The organism is Rhizobium sp. R634 (assembly GCF_002211305.1).
Taxonomy (GTDB): Bacteria; Pseudomonadota; Alphaproteobacteria; order Rhizobiales; family Rhizobiaceae; genus Rhizobium.
Genome location: NZ_LOKW01000005.1, coordinates 21942 through 35623, shown reverse-complemented (window position 1 = coordinate 35623; position 13682 = coordinate 21942). Strand labels below are relative to the sequence as shown.

Annotated in this window: 13 protein-coding genes; 7 read left to right on the top strand and 6 right to left on the bottom strand. The window is 63.1% G+C overall.

Annotated features, from left to right (window positions below):
- The first annotated feature begins 65 nt into the window (after window positions 1-65).
- Entirely contained in the window at window positions 66-539 is a 474-nt protein-coding gene (locus tag ATY77_RS08420; RefSeq protein ID WP_009994847.1) for a cupin domain-containing protein, read from the top strand.
- A gap of 6 nt (window positions 540-545) precedes the next feature.
- Here the strand turns inward: ATY77_RS08420 and ATY77_RS08415 are convergent, their stop codons facing one another.
- The 5 genes from ATY77_RS08415 to ATY77_RS08395 form a co-directional block, all read right to left on the bottom strand.
- Window positions 546-1655: a sn-glycerol-3-phosphate import ATP-binding protein UgpC gene (locus tag ATY77_RS08415; RefSeq protein WP_088686947.1), complete on the bottom strand. Its 1110-nt coding sequence runs from the start codon at window positions 1653-1655 to the stop codon at window positions 546-548.
- A 12-nt stretch (window positions 1656-1667) separates the two neighbouring features.
- On the bottom strand, window positions 1668-2582 hold the full coding sequence (locus ATY77_RS08410; protein ID WP_088686946.1) for an ABC transporter permease subunit: 915 nt from the start codon (window positions 2580-2582) through the stop codon (window positions 1668-1670).
- Between the two features lie 10 nt (window positions 2583-2592).
- Window positions 2593-3477 (bottom strand): sugar ABC transporter permease, encoded by an 885-nt coding sequence (locus tag ATY77_RS08405; protein WP_088686945.1) that lies wholly within the window; start codon window positions 3475-3477, stop codon window positions 2593-2595.
- Between the two features lie 127 nt (window positions 3478-3604).
- A complete protein-coding gene (locus ATY77_RS08400) occupies window positions 3605-4960 on the bottom strand; it encodes an extracellular solute-binding protein (protein ID WP_088686944.1) in 1356 nt (451 codons plus the stop codon).
- Between the two features lie 364 nt (window positions 4961-5324).
- Window positions 5325-6530, bottom strand: coding sequence for an ROK family transcriptional regulator (locus ATY77_RS08395; RefSeq protein WP_088686943.1), 1206 nt, complete (start codon window positions 6528-6530; stop codon window positions 5325-5327).
- 228 nt (window positions 6531-6758) lie between these two features.
- Between ATY77_RS08395 and ATY77_RS08390 the strand changes: the two genes are divergently transcribed.
- The 6 genes from ATY77_RS08390 to ugpC all read left to right on the top strand — a co-directional run bounded on the left by ATY77_RS08390 (window position 6759) and on the right by ugpC (window position 12813).
- Entirely contained in the window at window positions 6759-7997 is a 1239-nt protein-coding gene (locus tag ATY77_RS08390; RefSeq protein WP_088686942.1) for an extracellular solute-binding protein, read from the top strand.
- A gap of 70 nt (window positions 7998-8067) precedes the next feature.
- Window positions 8068-8952, top strand: coding sequence for a sugar ABC transporter permease (locus ATY77_RS08385; protein ID WP_088672775.1), 885 nt, complete (start codon window positions 8068-8070; stop codon window positions 8950-8952).
- Window positions 8952-9797 carry a carbohydrate ABC transporter permease gene (locus ATY77_RS08380; RefSeq protein WP_088686941.1) on the top strand — a complete coding sequence of 282 codons (846 nt, stop codon included), beginning with the start codon at window positions 8952-8954 and terminating at the stop codon, window positions 9795-9797. Before ATY77_RS08385 ends, ATY77_RS08380 begins: the two co-directional genes overlap by 1 nt.
- Entirely contained in the window at window positions 9794-10816 is a 1023-nt protein-coding gene (locus ATY77_RS08375) for an aminotransferase (protein ID WP_088686940.1), read from the top strand. Before ATY77_RS08380 ends, ATY77_RS08375 begins: the two co-directional genes overlap by 4 nt.
- Complete coding sequence (locus tag ATY77_RS08370; RefSeq protein ID WP_088686939.1) at window positions 10817-11743, top strand: PfkB family carbohydrate kinase; 927 nt, start codon at window positions 10817-10819, stop codon at window positions 11741-11743.
- Window positions 11740-12813, top strand: a complete 1074-nt coding sequence (ugpC, locus tag ATY77_RS08365) for a sn-glycerol-3-phosphate ABC transporter ATP-binding protein UgpC (RefSeq protein WP_088686938.1) — start codon at window positions 11740-11742, stop codon at window positions 12811-12813. Before ATY77_RS08370 ends, ugpC begins: the two co-directional genes overlap by 4 nt.
- A 27-nt stretch (window positions 12814-12840) precedes the next feature.
- Here ugpC and ATY77_RS08360 read toward each other — a convergent pair whose 3' ends face one another.
- Window positions 12841-13668, bottom strand: a complete 828-nt coding sequence (locus tag ATY77_RS08360; RefSeq protein ID WP_088686937.1) for a glycoside hydrolase family 16 protein — start codon at window positions 13666-13668, stop codon at window positions 12841-12843.
- Window positions 13669-13682 lie beyond the last annotated feature (14 nt).

Here is a 13682-nt window from a genome sequence, read left to right as displayed (position 1 = left end):
ATAAATCCACTTGGCCGCCGGGCGGCGCCCACCTAGATTGTTTACAGCGAAGGCGAAGGCAAGGCATGAGCGGCGACCACGAGCATTCTCACATCGACTGGCGGGAACATGGCGTCAAGGTCATTCCCGGCAATTCGCTCGATCCGAACACCGCGCAGACGCCGGGCATGAACCGTGCGACCGCGATCAACAATGCGCGCGCCGGCGCCGAGAAGATCTGGGCCGGCACGGTGACGATCCATGCCAATGCCAAGACCGGAGCCCACCATCACGGCGATCTCGAAAGCATCATCTACGTGGTCAAGGGCAAGGCCCGCATGCGCTGGGGCGAGCATCTGGAATTTACCGCCGAGGCCGGCCCCGGCGATTTCATCTATGTCCCGCCCTATGTGCCCCATCAAGAGATCAACGCCAGCCGCGACGAGACGCTGGAATGCGTGCTCGTTCGCTCAGGCCAGGAACCCGTCGTCGTCAATCTCGATATCGAGCCGGTGGAAAAGCCGGAAGACGTCCCCTGGATCGATCCGATCCATCGCTGATACCCGTTACGCGTGAACCGTGGCGGCGCTGCTCATGGCGGAATTCTCGATGATCCGGCCGGTATCGTAGGCATAGAGGTGGATTGCATTGTGATCGATGGCGATGCCGATCTGATCGCCCGATTTCACCGTCACGGCCTCCGTCAGCGCCACGGCAAAGGGCAGCCCGTCGAAATCGGCATGAACGACGCGGCTCGCGCCGAGCTCTTCGATGAAATCGGCCGTTGCGATCAAAGCGCCGGGCGCATCCGGCGCCACCAGCCGGGCGGCCTCGGCGCGCATGCCGAGCACAACGCGCTTGCCTTTCAGGCTCGCGGCGCGTTCGCGCGGCAGCGCGATCTTGCGGCTCTGGTCGTAGACGAAGACGCCCTCGTCGTTGATCGTGCCTTCAAGCAGGTTCATCGCCGGCGTGCCGACGAAACCGGCGACGAAGCGCGAGACCGGATGATGATAGACCTCTTCCGGCGTGCCGACCTGCTCGACCCTGCCGCCATTCATCACCACCAGCCGGTCGGCGAGCGTCATCGCTTCCGTCTGGTCATGTGTGACGAAGATCGAGGTGGCGCCGAGGCGGCGGTGCAGGCGGCGGATTTCGGCGCGCATGGCGATGCGCAGCTTGGCGTCGAGGTTCGACAGCGGCTCGTCGAAGAGGAACACTTTCGGTTCCCGGATCATCGCGCGGCCCATGGCGACGCGCTGGCGCTGGCCGCCGGAAAGAGCGGCCGGGCGGCGGTCGAGGAAGGGTTCGAGGCTGAGCGCCTTGGCGACCTCTCCAATGCGTCGCTGACGCTCCGCCTTCGCAACGCCGGCGACCTTCAAGGCATAGCCGATATTCTCGGCAACGGTCATATGCGGATAGAGCGCATAGTTCTGGAACACCATGGCGCAGCCGCGCTCGCGCGGCTCCAGCTGGTTGACGACGCGGCCGTCGATGGCGATTTCGCCGCCGCTGATCTCCTCGAGGCCGGCGATCATGCGCAAGAGCGTGGACTTGCCGCAGCCGGAGGGGCCGAGGATGACAACGAATTCACCGGATTTAATCTCCAGGTCGACGCCGTGAACGACGGGATGTTTGCCGTAGCTCTTCTTCACATCACGGATTGAGATCGGTGCCACAGGACTGTTCCTTCACTTCTCGGTGGAGATAAGGCCGCGCACGAACCAGCGCTGCATCAGGATGACGAGCACCAGCGGCGGCGACATGATGATCAGTGTACCCGCCATGGCGACGTTCCAGTCAGGCAGGCCGAATTCGGATGGGATCAGGGTTTTGAGCTGCGTCACCGCAATGCCGAAATTCGGATCGGTGGTGATCAGAAGCGGCCAGAGATACTGGTTCCATGCCCAGACGAACATGATCGTGAACAGCGCGATCATGTTCGGTCGCGACAACGGCAGCAGAATGTCCCAGAAGAACCGGACCGGTCCCGATCCGTCCATCTTCGAAGCCTCGGCAAGCTCATCGGGAACCGTCAGGTAGAACTGGCGGTAAAGGAAGGTGCCGGTCGCGGTGGCGACGAGCGGCGCCACGAGGCCGGTATAGGAATTCAACAGCCCCCATTCCAGCTTGATCTGAAGGCCGGATCCCCAGGCGACGAGCGCGGTGATGCCCGTGACGTCGAGGATTGTTTGGAAAGGCTGCAGTGCATTGGCCGCAATCGAATAGGTCGGCACGATGCGGACTTCGAGCGGCAGCATCAGCGTGATGAAGATGATCCAGAAAATCAGGTGCCGGCCGCGGAAACGGAAATAGACGATCGAGAAGGCTGCCATGGCGGAAAGGATGACCTTGCCGGCGGCGACCGATGTCGCGAAGATGATGCTGTGCAGCAGCTTGTTGCCGAGATCGGCGCGCACCCAGGCTTCCCGGGCGTTTTCCCAGAAATGCGAGCCCGGCGTCAGCGGCAGCGGCACGCGGTTGACCGTCTCCAGATCGAGCGTCGATGCGATGATGACGATGACGAAAGGCAGGAGCGCGATCACCATGCCGAGCGCCAGAAGCGTGTAGCAGATGAAGTTGAATATCGGCGTGCGTTCGATCATGTCCGCGACCTCACTTGTAGTGCACGCGCCGCTCGATGAAGCGGAACTGGAAGACGGTGAGCATGACGACGAGCAGCATCAGGATGATCGATTGCGCCGCAGCGCCCGAATAATCGAGGCCCCGGAAACCGTCGAAATAAATCTTGTAGACCATCAACTCGGTCGCGCGCGCAGGGCCGCCCTGCGTCATGACGTCGACGATGCCGAAGGAATCCTGGAAGCTTTCGGTGATGTTGATGACAAGCAGGAAGAACAAGGTCGGCGTCAGCAGCGGCAGCTGGAGGTCCCACATGCGGCGCAGCGGCCCCGAGCCGTCCATGGCGGCCGCTTCGATCAGCGAGCGCGGAATGCCCTGCAGAGCCGAGAGGAAGAAGATGAAGTTATAGCCGATATATTTCCAGGAGAAGGCGACGATGACGGCGATCATCGCGTCCTTGCCGTCGAGCGCGGGATTCCAGAGGCCCGGCCAGACATGGTTGATGACCGAGAGAAGGCCGGCCTCCGGCGCCAGGATGAAGCGGAAGGCGAGCCCGAGAGCGGGCGCGGCGATCGCATAGGGCCAGATGAAAACCGACCGGTAGATCTTGTGGCCGCGCAGTTCGCGATCCGTCAAAAGCGCCAGGATGAGCGCCAGCCCCATGGCAATGATCGTCGAGCTGAAGCCGAAGACCATGCTGCGGGTGATCGATTCCCAATAGATCGGATCGCTGAGCAACAGCTTGAAATTGTCGAAGCCGACCCAGGCATTGCCGCCGCCCCATGGCTGTTCGAGCGTGAACGCCCAATAGAGCGCCTGCGCGCTCGGCCAGTAGAAGAAGACGAAGATCAGCAGCAGCATCGGGAATGCGAAGAGCAGGCCGATCGTCGTCGAGGAGAAAGTGACGCGCTTTTCCATGGGTGGTCGTTTTCGCCTGGTTTGACTTCAGGCGCGGGCGGCAGCGCGCATCCGCGACTGATGGGGAGAACTTACAAAGACGCACCCGGCGCGCGCGAGGCGGGCCGGGTGCGGTTCAATCAGGCGATCAGGGGAGCTGAACGTTCTTGTAGGTCTGCTGGAAGCGGCGCAGAAGCTGGTTGCCGCGTTCGGCAGCCGAGTCGAGCGAGGCCTGGACGTCGGCATTGTTGACGAAGATGGCCTGCAGGCTGTTGGCGATCTCGGTGCGGACCTGCAGCAGGCCGCCGAGACGGATGCCCTTGGCCGCTGCATCGCCGGCCGGGGAAACGGTCAGGCTCTGAATGGCGAGTTCGCGGCCGGCGTAAGGCGCCTTGTCGTAGAAGCCCTGCTTCTTCAGATATTCGAAGCCGGAGTTGCGGACCGGGATATAGCCGGTAACGGTCGACCAGGTCAGAGCTTCTTCCGGCTTGGCGATAAAGTTGAAGAAGGCAGCCGCGGCCTTGTACTCCGCGTCCGAATGGCCCTTCAGAACCCAGAGCGAAGCGCCGCCGACATAGGAGCTGTGACGGGTTGCGTCACCGTAGGTCGGGAGCATGGCAACGCCCCAGTTCATGCCCTGCTTGGCGGTGCGGCCGATATTGCCGTGGTCGCCGACCGAGGTCAGAATGACCTGGCAATCGCCGGCAGCGAAGGCTTCGACGAAGGTCTGGCCGACGGCCTTGTTCTTGATGACGGCAAGCTTGTTGTCGTACCAGGACTTGAGGTCCTTGATGTAGCTGACGAGAAGCGGGTTCTTGTTGAAGACCAGCTCGGCGTCGAGGCCTTCGAAACCGTTCTTCTTCGTGGCGATCGGCTCACCGTTGACGGCTTCGAACTGCTCGACGTACTGCCAGACTTCGTTGTTGGAGATGTCGAAGGCGAGCGGGCATGCATAGCCGGCGTCCTTCAGAGCCTTGAAGTCATCACCGGCTTCCTTCCAGGTCGCCGGAGCATGATCCTTGCCGATCTTGGCGAAGGCGTCCTTGTTCCAGTAGAGCAGAGCGGTCGAGGAGTTGAAGGGGAAGGAATACATCTCGCCCTTCGACGTGGCGTAATAGCCTGCGATGCCCGAGAAGTAATCGTTCCAGTCGACGGTGTAGCCCATGTCGGCCATCAGCTTGTTTGCCGGGTAGTAGGCGCCGGAAAGCATGATGTCGAGCGTGCCGGCGTCGGAAACCTGGGCGATGGTCGGCTGCTTGCCGGCGCGGAAGGCGGCAATGGTGTTCTGCAGGGAGGCGTCGTAGCTGCCCTGGCTGGTGCAGACGACTTCGTAATCGGCCTGCGACTGGTTGAAGCGATCGCACTGTTCCTGGACACGCTTTGCGATGTCGCCGGAATTGCCGAACCAGAAGTCAATCTTGGTCTTTTCGGCGGCGGCAGCCGGGCCAGCAAGAAACGCTGTAGCGAGAAGGGCGCCGACGGCGCCGAGAAGCTTGGCTTGCATGAGAACCTCGAACGTAAAAGAGACGCGCACTTTCAGCGCACGCCCTATTAGCTGGTCCAAATTGCCGCGGCCAATGAATATTCCATGACATGAAACAACCGAAATCGCGCCGTCACGAAACCTTCATGCGGATGTTATTTGCCACGGCTGAAGGCTATATTGAGAGAAGCCTCACCAACCACCCCAGCGCACTGCCGAATAGTTATATCTATACCAGAATTCCTATAAATTTCAATGATTTTCAATATTTGACTATACTTCGGCATCGCCGCTTTATTCGCTGGCAATGGTCACTTGAAACTTACAAAGAGAACCACTTTTCTGCCGCTGCACTGCTGTGCAACGCTTGGTTTCAGCCTCGAAATCAGCGGGAATCCTTCAAAATTGCAGCGAAATGCGGATCGAATGCCCGGCTGATCGGTCCGGCGGCCGCCCCGAGCGCCACCGACCAGGGATCGGCCATGCCCGGTTGCAGGCGCGGCAGCGTGCGACCACGCCTTTCGGCGGTCGAAGGCTGCAGCGGACCGATCGCCGCAATCAGCCTGTTCACCAATGCCACCGGCGCGCTGCCGCAGAGGATCACCGTCTGCGGATCGAAGATCGTTTCGATCAGATGGATGCTCCAGCGCAGATCCGCCGCCGCCGCCTCGATCCAGGCCTCGATACTCGGATCGCCCCGCAAGGCGAGGTCGTCGATGTGCGCATGGAGATCGGGATCGGCGGGGTCGGCCGACAGATGCTGATAGAGCGAGGCGAGCGAGGCGCGGTGTTCGAGCGGCGTCGATTTGCCGTCAGCAAAGAGCAGCGCCATGCCGATCTCGCCGGCATTGCCGTTGGCGCCGCGGTAGAGTTCGCCGTTTAAAATGAGGCCGGCGCCGATGCCGTAACCGACGAAAAGGCAGATGGCATGATCGAGACCGTGGGCGGCTCCCACCATGCGCTCGGCGGTCGCAGCCGCGGCCGCATCGTTCTGCAGGCCGACATCGAGCCCGGTGCCTGCGGTGAGGGTCTCCAGCAGCGGAAACTTCTGCCAGGCCTCCATCATCCACGGATCGTCGCCGCTGCCGTCGATCCCGAAGGGGCCGGGCATCGCGACACCGAGGCCGACCAGGCGCGTCTCCGATTGCTGGACGATCGCGGCGAGCTTCGAGCGCACGCCGGTGACGAGATCGAGAATGACCTTCGCGCCTGTCGACGGGCCACCGGGCGGCAAACCGGCCTCGGCGCGCACGAGAACGCTACCGACGAGATCGACGGCGACCGCCCGCGTCACGTGCCGGTCGATCTGCAGGCCGATCGCAAAGGCGCCCTCGGGAACGAGCCGATAGGGGGTCGAGGGCTGGCCCCTGCCCTTTCGCACCGCCTCCTGCGAACTGACGAGACCGTCGCGCTCGAGCTCCTCGATGATATTCGACACCGTCTGCTTGGTCAGCCACGTCGCCCGCGCCAGATCGGCGCGCGAGAGTGCACCGTTGATCCGCAGGGCGTCGATCATCACGCGCCGGTTATGCGCGCTGGTGCCTTCGTGATTGGTGCCGCTCTTGGCCCTGATCGGCCTGCTGTCATTCATGTGCAATTGCCTCTTGACTCCAGTAGAATGTTGAAGAAGTAATAAGTCAAGACAATTGACTTAATAAGGGACCGAAGAGTTCCAGGGAACGCAGGAAGCCGCACAGGGCCTCCAACGACGCTCCGAGATCACGAACCGGCACGTTTTTTTTCACGCGTGCCTTCTCGAAAACCGATGGCGGAAAATCCGCCCTCGGCCATGCGTAAATGTCAAAAACTGGAGGCTGCAATGCTGAAATCCTTGAACAAGACGCTTTTGGGTGCGGCCTTGATCGGCGCATCCCTTGCCCCGCATGCTTTCGCCGAAACGACGCTCAACGCGCTGTTCATGGCGCAGGCCGCTTATAGCGAAGCCGATGTGCGCGCCATGACCGACGCTTTCGCCAAGGCGAACCCGGATATCAAGGTCAATCTCGAATTCGTTCCCTATGAAGGCCTGCACGACAAGACCGTGCTGGCGCAGGGTTCCGGCGGCGGTTACGACGTCGTCCTTTTCGACGTCATCTGGCCGGCCGAATACGCCACCAACAAGGTGCTGGTCGACGTCTCCTCCCGCATCACCGAGGAGATGAAGAAGGGCGTGCTGCCGGGCGCCTGGACCACCGTGCAGTATGACGGCAAATATTACGGCATGCCGTGGATCCTCGACACCAAATACCTGTTCTACAACAAAGAAATCCTCGAAAAGGCCGGCATCAAGACGCCGCCGAAAACCTGGGATGAACTCACCGAACAGGCAAAGACCATCAAGGACAAGGGCCTGCTCGCCACCCCGATCGCCTGGAGCTGGTCGCAGGCCGAAGCCGCGGTCTGCGACTACACCACGCTCGTCAGCGCCTATGGCGGCGATTTCCTGAAGGACGGCAAGCCGGCCTTCCAGACCGGCGGCGGCCTCGACGCGCTGAAATACATGGTCTCGAGCTATACCTCAGGCCTGACGAACCCGAACTCCAAGGAATTCCTGGAAGAGGATGTCCGCAAGGTCTTCCAGAACGGCGATGCCGCCTTCGCGCTGAACTGGACCTACATGTACAACATGGCCAACGACCCGAAGGACAGCAAGGTCGCGGGCAAGGTCGGTGTCGTGCCGGCGCCGGGTGTCGCCGGCAAGAGCGAGGCTTCGGCCGTCAACGGCTCGATGGGCCTCGGCATCACCTCCGCCAGCAAACATCCCGACGAGGCCTGGAAATACATCACCTTCATGACCTCGCAGGCGACACAGAACGCCTACGCCAAGCTCAGCCTGCCGATCTGGGCCTCCTCTTACGCGGACCCGGCCGTTACCAAGGGCCAGGAGGAGCTGATTTCCGCCGCCAAGGTCGGCCTCGCCGCCATGTATCCGCGCCCGACGACGCCGAAATATCAGGAGCTTTCGACCGCGCTGCAGCAGGCGATCCAGGAATCGCTGCTCGGCCAGTCAACGCCTGAGGATGCTCTGAAGTCGGCCGCCGAAAATAGCGGCCTCTGAGCCCGGCATGAACCCCGGGCGGCGCCTGTCGCCGCCCGCCTCCCAAACCTGTGAATGAAGGATCGCCTCGATGTCGGGCACATGGCTGACAACGCGCGCGTGGCTGTTGATGCTGCCGCTTCTCGTGGTCATGATCTCGGTCATCGGCTGGCCGCTGGTCGATACCGTCGGCCTCTCCTTCACCGATGCCAAGCTCGTCGGCACCGGCGGCAATTTCGTCGGCATCGATAATTACGTGAAGATGCTCTCCGGCTCGAATTTCCAGCGCACGCTGGTCACGACGGCCTGGTTCGCGATCGTCTCGGTCGCCGCCGAAATGGTGATCGGCGTGCTTGCCGCCCTCCTGCTGAACCAGCAGTTCCGCGGTCGCACGGCGCTGCGCGCCCTGATGATCCTGCCCTGGGCGCTGCCGACCGTCGTCAACGCCACGCTCTGGCGGCTGATCTACAATCCTGAATACGGTGCGCTCAACGCAGCGCTGACGCAGCTCGGCCTGCTCGATGCCTATCGCTCCTGGCTCGGCGAGCCGGGCACGGCGCTCGCCGCCCTCATCGTCGCCGACTGCTGGAAAAATTTTCCGCTGGTGGCGCTGATCGCACTTGCCGCACTCCAGGCCGTGCCGCGCGATATCACCGCCGCCTCCCTCGTTGACGGCGCGGGGCCTTTTGCCCGCTTCCGCTTCGTCATCCTGCCTTATCTCGCCGGCCCGCTGATGGTGGCGCTCGTGCTGCGCACGATCGAAGCCTTTAAGGTGTTCGACATCATCTGGGTCATGACCCGCGGCGGCCCGGCCAACAGCACCCGCACGCTGTCGATCCTCGTCTATCAGGAGGCATTCTCCTTCCAGCGGGCGGGATCGGGCGCGTCCTTGGCCTTGATCGTTACGCTGCTGGTGACGCTGCTTGCCGCAGGCTACGCCGCACTGGTGCGCAAGACCGCCGGGAGTGCCGCCTGATGGAACGCCAGAGCCCGCTCTTTTCCGCTTTCATCCATCTTTGCGCGCTCCTGCTTGCCGCCGTCATCCTGGCGCCGATCCTGTGGCTCTTCATCATGAGCATCTCGCCGGCCGCCGATCTTGCGGCAAAGCCGCTACGCTGGTGGCCGCAGGCCGCGGATTTCTCGCGATACCAAATCCTGCTGTCGACGCTGGAAAACAGCGCCGGCGCCGCCTTCACCTCGTCGCTGCGCAACAGCATCGAGGTGGCCGGCATGGCGACGATCGCCGCCATCGCACTCGCCATTCCGGCCGGATGGGCAGTGTCGCGCACGCCTTCGGTGGGCTGGTCGCTGTCGATGGTGATCGCCACCTACATGCTGCCGCCGGTGGCGCTCGCCGTGCCGCTCTATATGGGGCTTTCCCATCTCGGCATGCTGAACAACGTCTTCGGCCTCGCCCTCGTCTATCTCACCATCCTGGCGCCCTTCACCACCTGGCTGATGAAATCGGGCTTCGATTCCATCCCGCGTGAGATCGAATCCGCTGCGATGATCGACGGCGCCGGCCTGTTCCAGACGCTGAGGATCATCACCCTGCCGCTCGCCGCCCCCGTGGTCGCGACATCGAGCCTCTTTGCCTTCCTGCTTGCCTGGGATGAATTCTTCTATGCGCTGCTCTTCACCTCGGACCAGCGCGCCAAGACGCTGACCGTCGCCATTGCCGATCTCGCCGGCGGCCGCGTTTCCGATTACGGACTGATCGCCACGGCAGGCGTGCTCGCCGCCCTGCCTCCGGTGCTGATCGGTCTCGTCATGCAACGCGCCCTGATTTCGGGGCTCACCAGCGGCGGCGTCAAGGGATGAAGATGACAACGCAGAAAAACCGGGCCGCCGGACTTGCGGCGATCGATCGCGAAATGGCGCGCCAGCACGCCGATGCAATCGCCTCTTATGAAGCCGCGGCACCCATGGCGGCAAGAGCCGCCGCCTCGCTTGAGAAGACCGGCCGGCTTCTTCTGCTCGGCATGGGCGGCTCGCATGCGGTCAACCGCGCCGTCGAGCCGCTCTACCGCGCCCTCGGCATCGAGGCCATCGCCCTGCCGCTCTCCGAGCAGCTCGGCCAGCCGCTGCCGATTGCCGGCAGGACGGTCTTCGTCACCTCGCAATCCGGCGAGAGCGCCGAAGTGGTGCGCTGGTTCAACGAGACCGGCGGCACTGAGGAAACTTTCGGCCTGACGCTCGAAGGCAGTTCGTTCCTCGCCAGAACCGCCCCCTCATTGGTCGGCAGCGGCGGCACCGAGCTCGCTTTCGCCGCCACCCGCAGCCTGACCGTGACCTTCGCCCTGCATCTGGCAATCCTTTCCGCCCTCGGCGAAGATCCGGCAGCCGCACTTGCCGTCCTCAAGACGCCCGAAGACCATGACATCTCAGCGGCGCTTGCCGCACTCGAAACCGTCTCCACCGTCGTCACCTCCGGCCGCCGCCTGCAAGGCGTCGCCGAGGCTTTGGCCCTCGGGCTGACGGAGCTTTCGCGCCGCCCCTGCTTTTCTCTCGAAGGCGGCCAGCTGCGCCATGGCCCGATGGAGATGCTGGGGCCGGAGATCGGCGTCGTGCTGTTCCGCGGCCTGGACGAGACATCAGGCCTCGTCACCGCAATGGCGGCGTCCGCCGTCGAGACCGGCGCGCCTGTCACCCTGTTCGACGCGTCGAGCGAAGCCCCGGTCACAGGGGCGGTGACGATCCGTTTTGCCCCGGCGACGGGCCTTGCCGCGATCTTCGCCATGCTGCCGGTCGCCCAGCGGCTGATGATCGCTTTTGCCGAAACCCGCGTGGAGAATGCCGGAACGCCGGTCCGGTCCACCAAGATTACCCGGAGTGAATGAATGCGGCCGCTTGCAGTCATCGGCAACGTCAATGTCGATCTCATCCTCGGACCGGCCGCCCCCTGGCCGAAGGCCGGCACGGAAATCATCGTCGATCATGACGAGCTCAGGGTCGGCGGATCGGCCGGCAACAGCGCGCTCGCCTGGCAGGCGCTCGGCATCGAATTCGAGATTGCCGCCAATATCGGCAGCGACCAGTTCGGCCGCTGGCTGGCGGAAGCCTTCGGCCATCGTTCCGAGAATTGGCCGGTACGCCCCGAGAAAACGACGCTTTCCGTCGGCATCACCCATCCGGACGGCGAGCGCACCTTCTTCACGACGACCGGCCACCTGCCACGCTTTAGCCTCGCCGACGTCTTCGCCGTTATCGACGGCGAAAGGCTGCGCGGCGGTTACGCGCTTCTCTGCGGCGGCTTTCTGACCGACGACCTGGCGAGCGAATATGATGCTTTCTTCGACTGGGCCGACAGCCACGACATCACCGTCGCACTCGATACCGGCTGGCCGCTCGACGGCTGGACCGAAAAAAATTGCGATGCCGCCCGCGCTTGGCTTTCCCGTAGCGGCATCGCCCTCCTGAACGAGGTCGAGACGACGACGCTTGCCGGCGTCAACGATCCGATCGAGGCCGCCCGTGAGATCAGGTCGCATATGCCGGAGGGCGCGATCGTCGTCGTCAAGCGTGGCCCGGATGGCGCCATCGCCATCGGGCCGGACGGCCTGCCCGCATCCGCAACTGCACCCATCGTCAAGGTCGTCGATACGATCGGCGCCGGTGATGTCTTCAACGCCGGCTTCCTGGCAGCACTGGCAGGCGGCAAGCCGCTGGCTTCGTGCCTGGCGGCCGGAACGCAGGTTGCCTCGCGTGCCATCTCCACTCTTCCCCGCAGCTACGGTCCGTCATCCCAACAGGAGACCGTGCGATGAGCGCGCTCGACATCGAAAACATCCGCAAGACCTATGGCGAAGTGGAGACGCTGAAGCGCATCGACATTTCGCTGGAAAGCGGCGAATTCCTCGTGCTGCTCGGCTCCTCCGGCTGCGGCAAGTCCACGCTGCTCAACATCATTGCCGGCCTTGCCGAGGCGACGAGCGGCGACGTCAGGATCGGCGGGCGGTCGGTGCTGGGCGTGCATCCGAAGGACCGCGACATCGCCATGGTCTTTCAATCCTATGCGCTCTATCCCAATCTGACGGTGCATCGGAACATCGGCTTCGGCCTGGAAATGCGAAAAGTGCCGGCGCCCGAGCGCGACAAGGCTGTGCGCGATGCCGCCAAGCTCCTCCAGATCGAAAACCTCCTCGATCGCAAGCCGAGCCAGCTCTCCGGCGGCCAGCGCCAGCGCGTCGCGATCGGCCGGGCGCTGGTGCGCAAACCGGAGGTGTTTCTCTTCGACGAGCCGCTCTCCAATCTCGACGCCAAGCTGCGCATGGAGATGCGCACCGAGATCAAGCGGCTGCATCAGATGCTGAAGACCACGGTCGTCTATGTCACCCACGACCAGATCGAGGCGATGACGCTGGCAAGCCGCATCGCCGTCATGCGCGACGGCCGCATCGAGCAGTTGGGCACGCCGGAAGAAATCTATAATCATCCGGCAACGCTCTATGTCGCGACCTTCGTCGGCGCGCCGCCGATGAACCTGCTGAAGGTGACGGTGCGTGACGGCCGGCTGATGCTTTCAGGCTCCGATGCCGGCCTGCCGTTGCCCGCCCGCTTCCGCGAGGCGGCCGGCGACGGCCGTGACCTGATCCTCGGCATCCGTCCCGAAGCGCTCCGCACGGACGGCGCCGGCCCGTCGATCGAGGCGACCCTGGAGGTCGCGGAGCTGACCGGCCCCGAACTCGTCGTCACCGCGCTCGCAGGAAACCAGCGGCTGATGGCCTGCCTGCCGCCGCGTACGGCGATCCGCGACGGCGAAAAACTCACCCTCTTCTTCGATCAGGAGGCGATGCATCTCTTCGATCCTCAAACAGGTCTCAGCTGCCTGGGCTGAGATGGAGCGGCCGAAGCGGCCGTTCGTTCAATTCGCCGCGTCGGCAGGCTTCCGCTTGTAGACGTGGATATAGTCGACTAGCAGAATGGAAGGGTTCGGCGTTTCGTCGATCGGCCAGCCCGAGCCGAGCGCCAGGTTCACCAGCGGATAGAACGGCATGTGGAATTCCTTCGGCGTGTCGAAGCTCCAGAGGTATTCGCGATCCAGATAGAAGGTCGTTTTGTCGGCCTGGATGTCGACGCCGTAGGTATGATACTCGCTGTTTAAAATTCCATCCTGGACGGTCTTCCAATAGCCGCCGTTGGAGTTCTGGCCGCCCTGAGCCTGGCGCCAGATATGGAAGCCCATGCTGAATTCGTAGGGCGCGCGTCCGTAATATTCCAGGACGTCGATCTCGGCGGTGTATTTCGACCGGTCGAGCCCGATGAGCCAGAAAGCCGGCCAGACACCCTTGCCCGGCGGCAGCTTCATCCGCGCTTCGAAATAGCCGAACTGCTGCGAGAACCCCTCGCCCTTCGGGTTCACCGCCGACAGCAGGCCCGAACGCCAGGTTCCGTCCTCTCCCTTGCGCGCTTCGATCTTCAGGATTCCCTGATCGGTGGTGAACGGAAAGCTCGGGGCCGGATCCGTGAAGCGGGCGTCACCGAAATCGCCGTTCCAGGGCGTATGGGCGATCCAGCGGGAGCTTCTCTCGCCCCATGCCGAAACGTCGAGACTGTCGAAATTCTCCTCGAACGTCAGCTGATAGGCATTCATGTTGATCGGCTGCTGGGCGACGCTCGGCTGGCCGGGCAAGGCCCCCAGACCGAGAACGACGAGCAGACCAAGAGCCTTAGAAGATATCCCGTAACGCATTTCGCTCCTCCGCA

Excerpts from the sequence above, each read along its gene's own strand:
- ATY77_RS08420 (WP_009994847.1), top strand. The coding sequence starts at position 66 with ATGAGCGGCGACCACGAGCATTCTCACATCGACTGGCGGGAACATGGC.
- ATY77_RS08375 (WP_088686940.1), top strand. The coding sequence starts at position 9,794 with ATGAAGATGACAACGCAGAAAAACCGGGCCGCCGGACTTGCGGCGATC.
- ATY77_RS08410 (WP_088686946.1), bottom strand. The coding sequence starts at position 2,582 with ATGATCGAACGCACGCCGATATTCAACTTCATCTGCTACACGCTTCTG.
- ATY77_RS08360 (WP_088686937.1), bottom strand. The coding sequence starts at position 13,668 with ATGCGTTACGGGATATCTTCTAAGGCTCTTGGTCTGCTCGTCGTTCTC.
- ATY77_RS08380 (WP_088686941.1), top strand. The coding sequence starts at position 8,952 with ATGGAACGCCAGAGCCCGCTCTTTTCCGCTTTCATCCATCTTTGCGCG.
- ATY77_RS08395 (WP_088686943.1), bottom strand. The coding sequence starts at position 6,530 with ATGAATGACAGCAGGCCGATCAGGGCCAAGAGCGGCACCAATCACGAA.
- ugpC (WP_088686938.1), top strand. The coding sequence starts at position 11,740 with ATGAGCGCGCTCGACATCGAAAACATCCGCAAGACCTATGGCGAAGTG.
- ATY77_RS08370 (WP_088686939.1), top strand. The coding sequence starts at position 10,817 with ATGCGGCCGCTTGCAGTCATCGGCAACGTCAATGTCGATCTCATCCTC.
- ATY77_RS08405 (WP_088686945.1), bottom strand. The coding sequence starts at position 3,477 with ATGGAAAAGCGCGTCACTTTCTCCTCGACGACGATCGGCCTGCTCTTC.
- ATY77_RS08390 (WP_088686942.1), top strand. The coding sequence starts at position 6,759 with ATGCTGAAATCCTTGAACAAGACGCTTTTGGGTGCGGCCTTGATCGGC.
- ATY77_RS08400 (WP_088686944.1), bottom strand. The coding sequence starts at position 4,960 with ATGCAAGCCAAGCTTCTCGGCGCCGTCGGCGCCCTTCTCGCTACAGCG.
- ATY77_RS08385 (WP_088672775.1), top strand. The coding sequence starts at position 8,068 with ATGTCGGGCACATGGCTGACAACGCGCGCGTGGCTGTTGATGCTGCCG.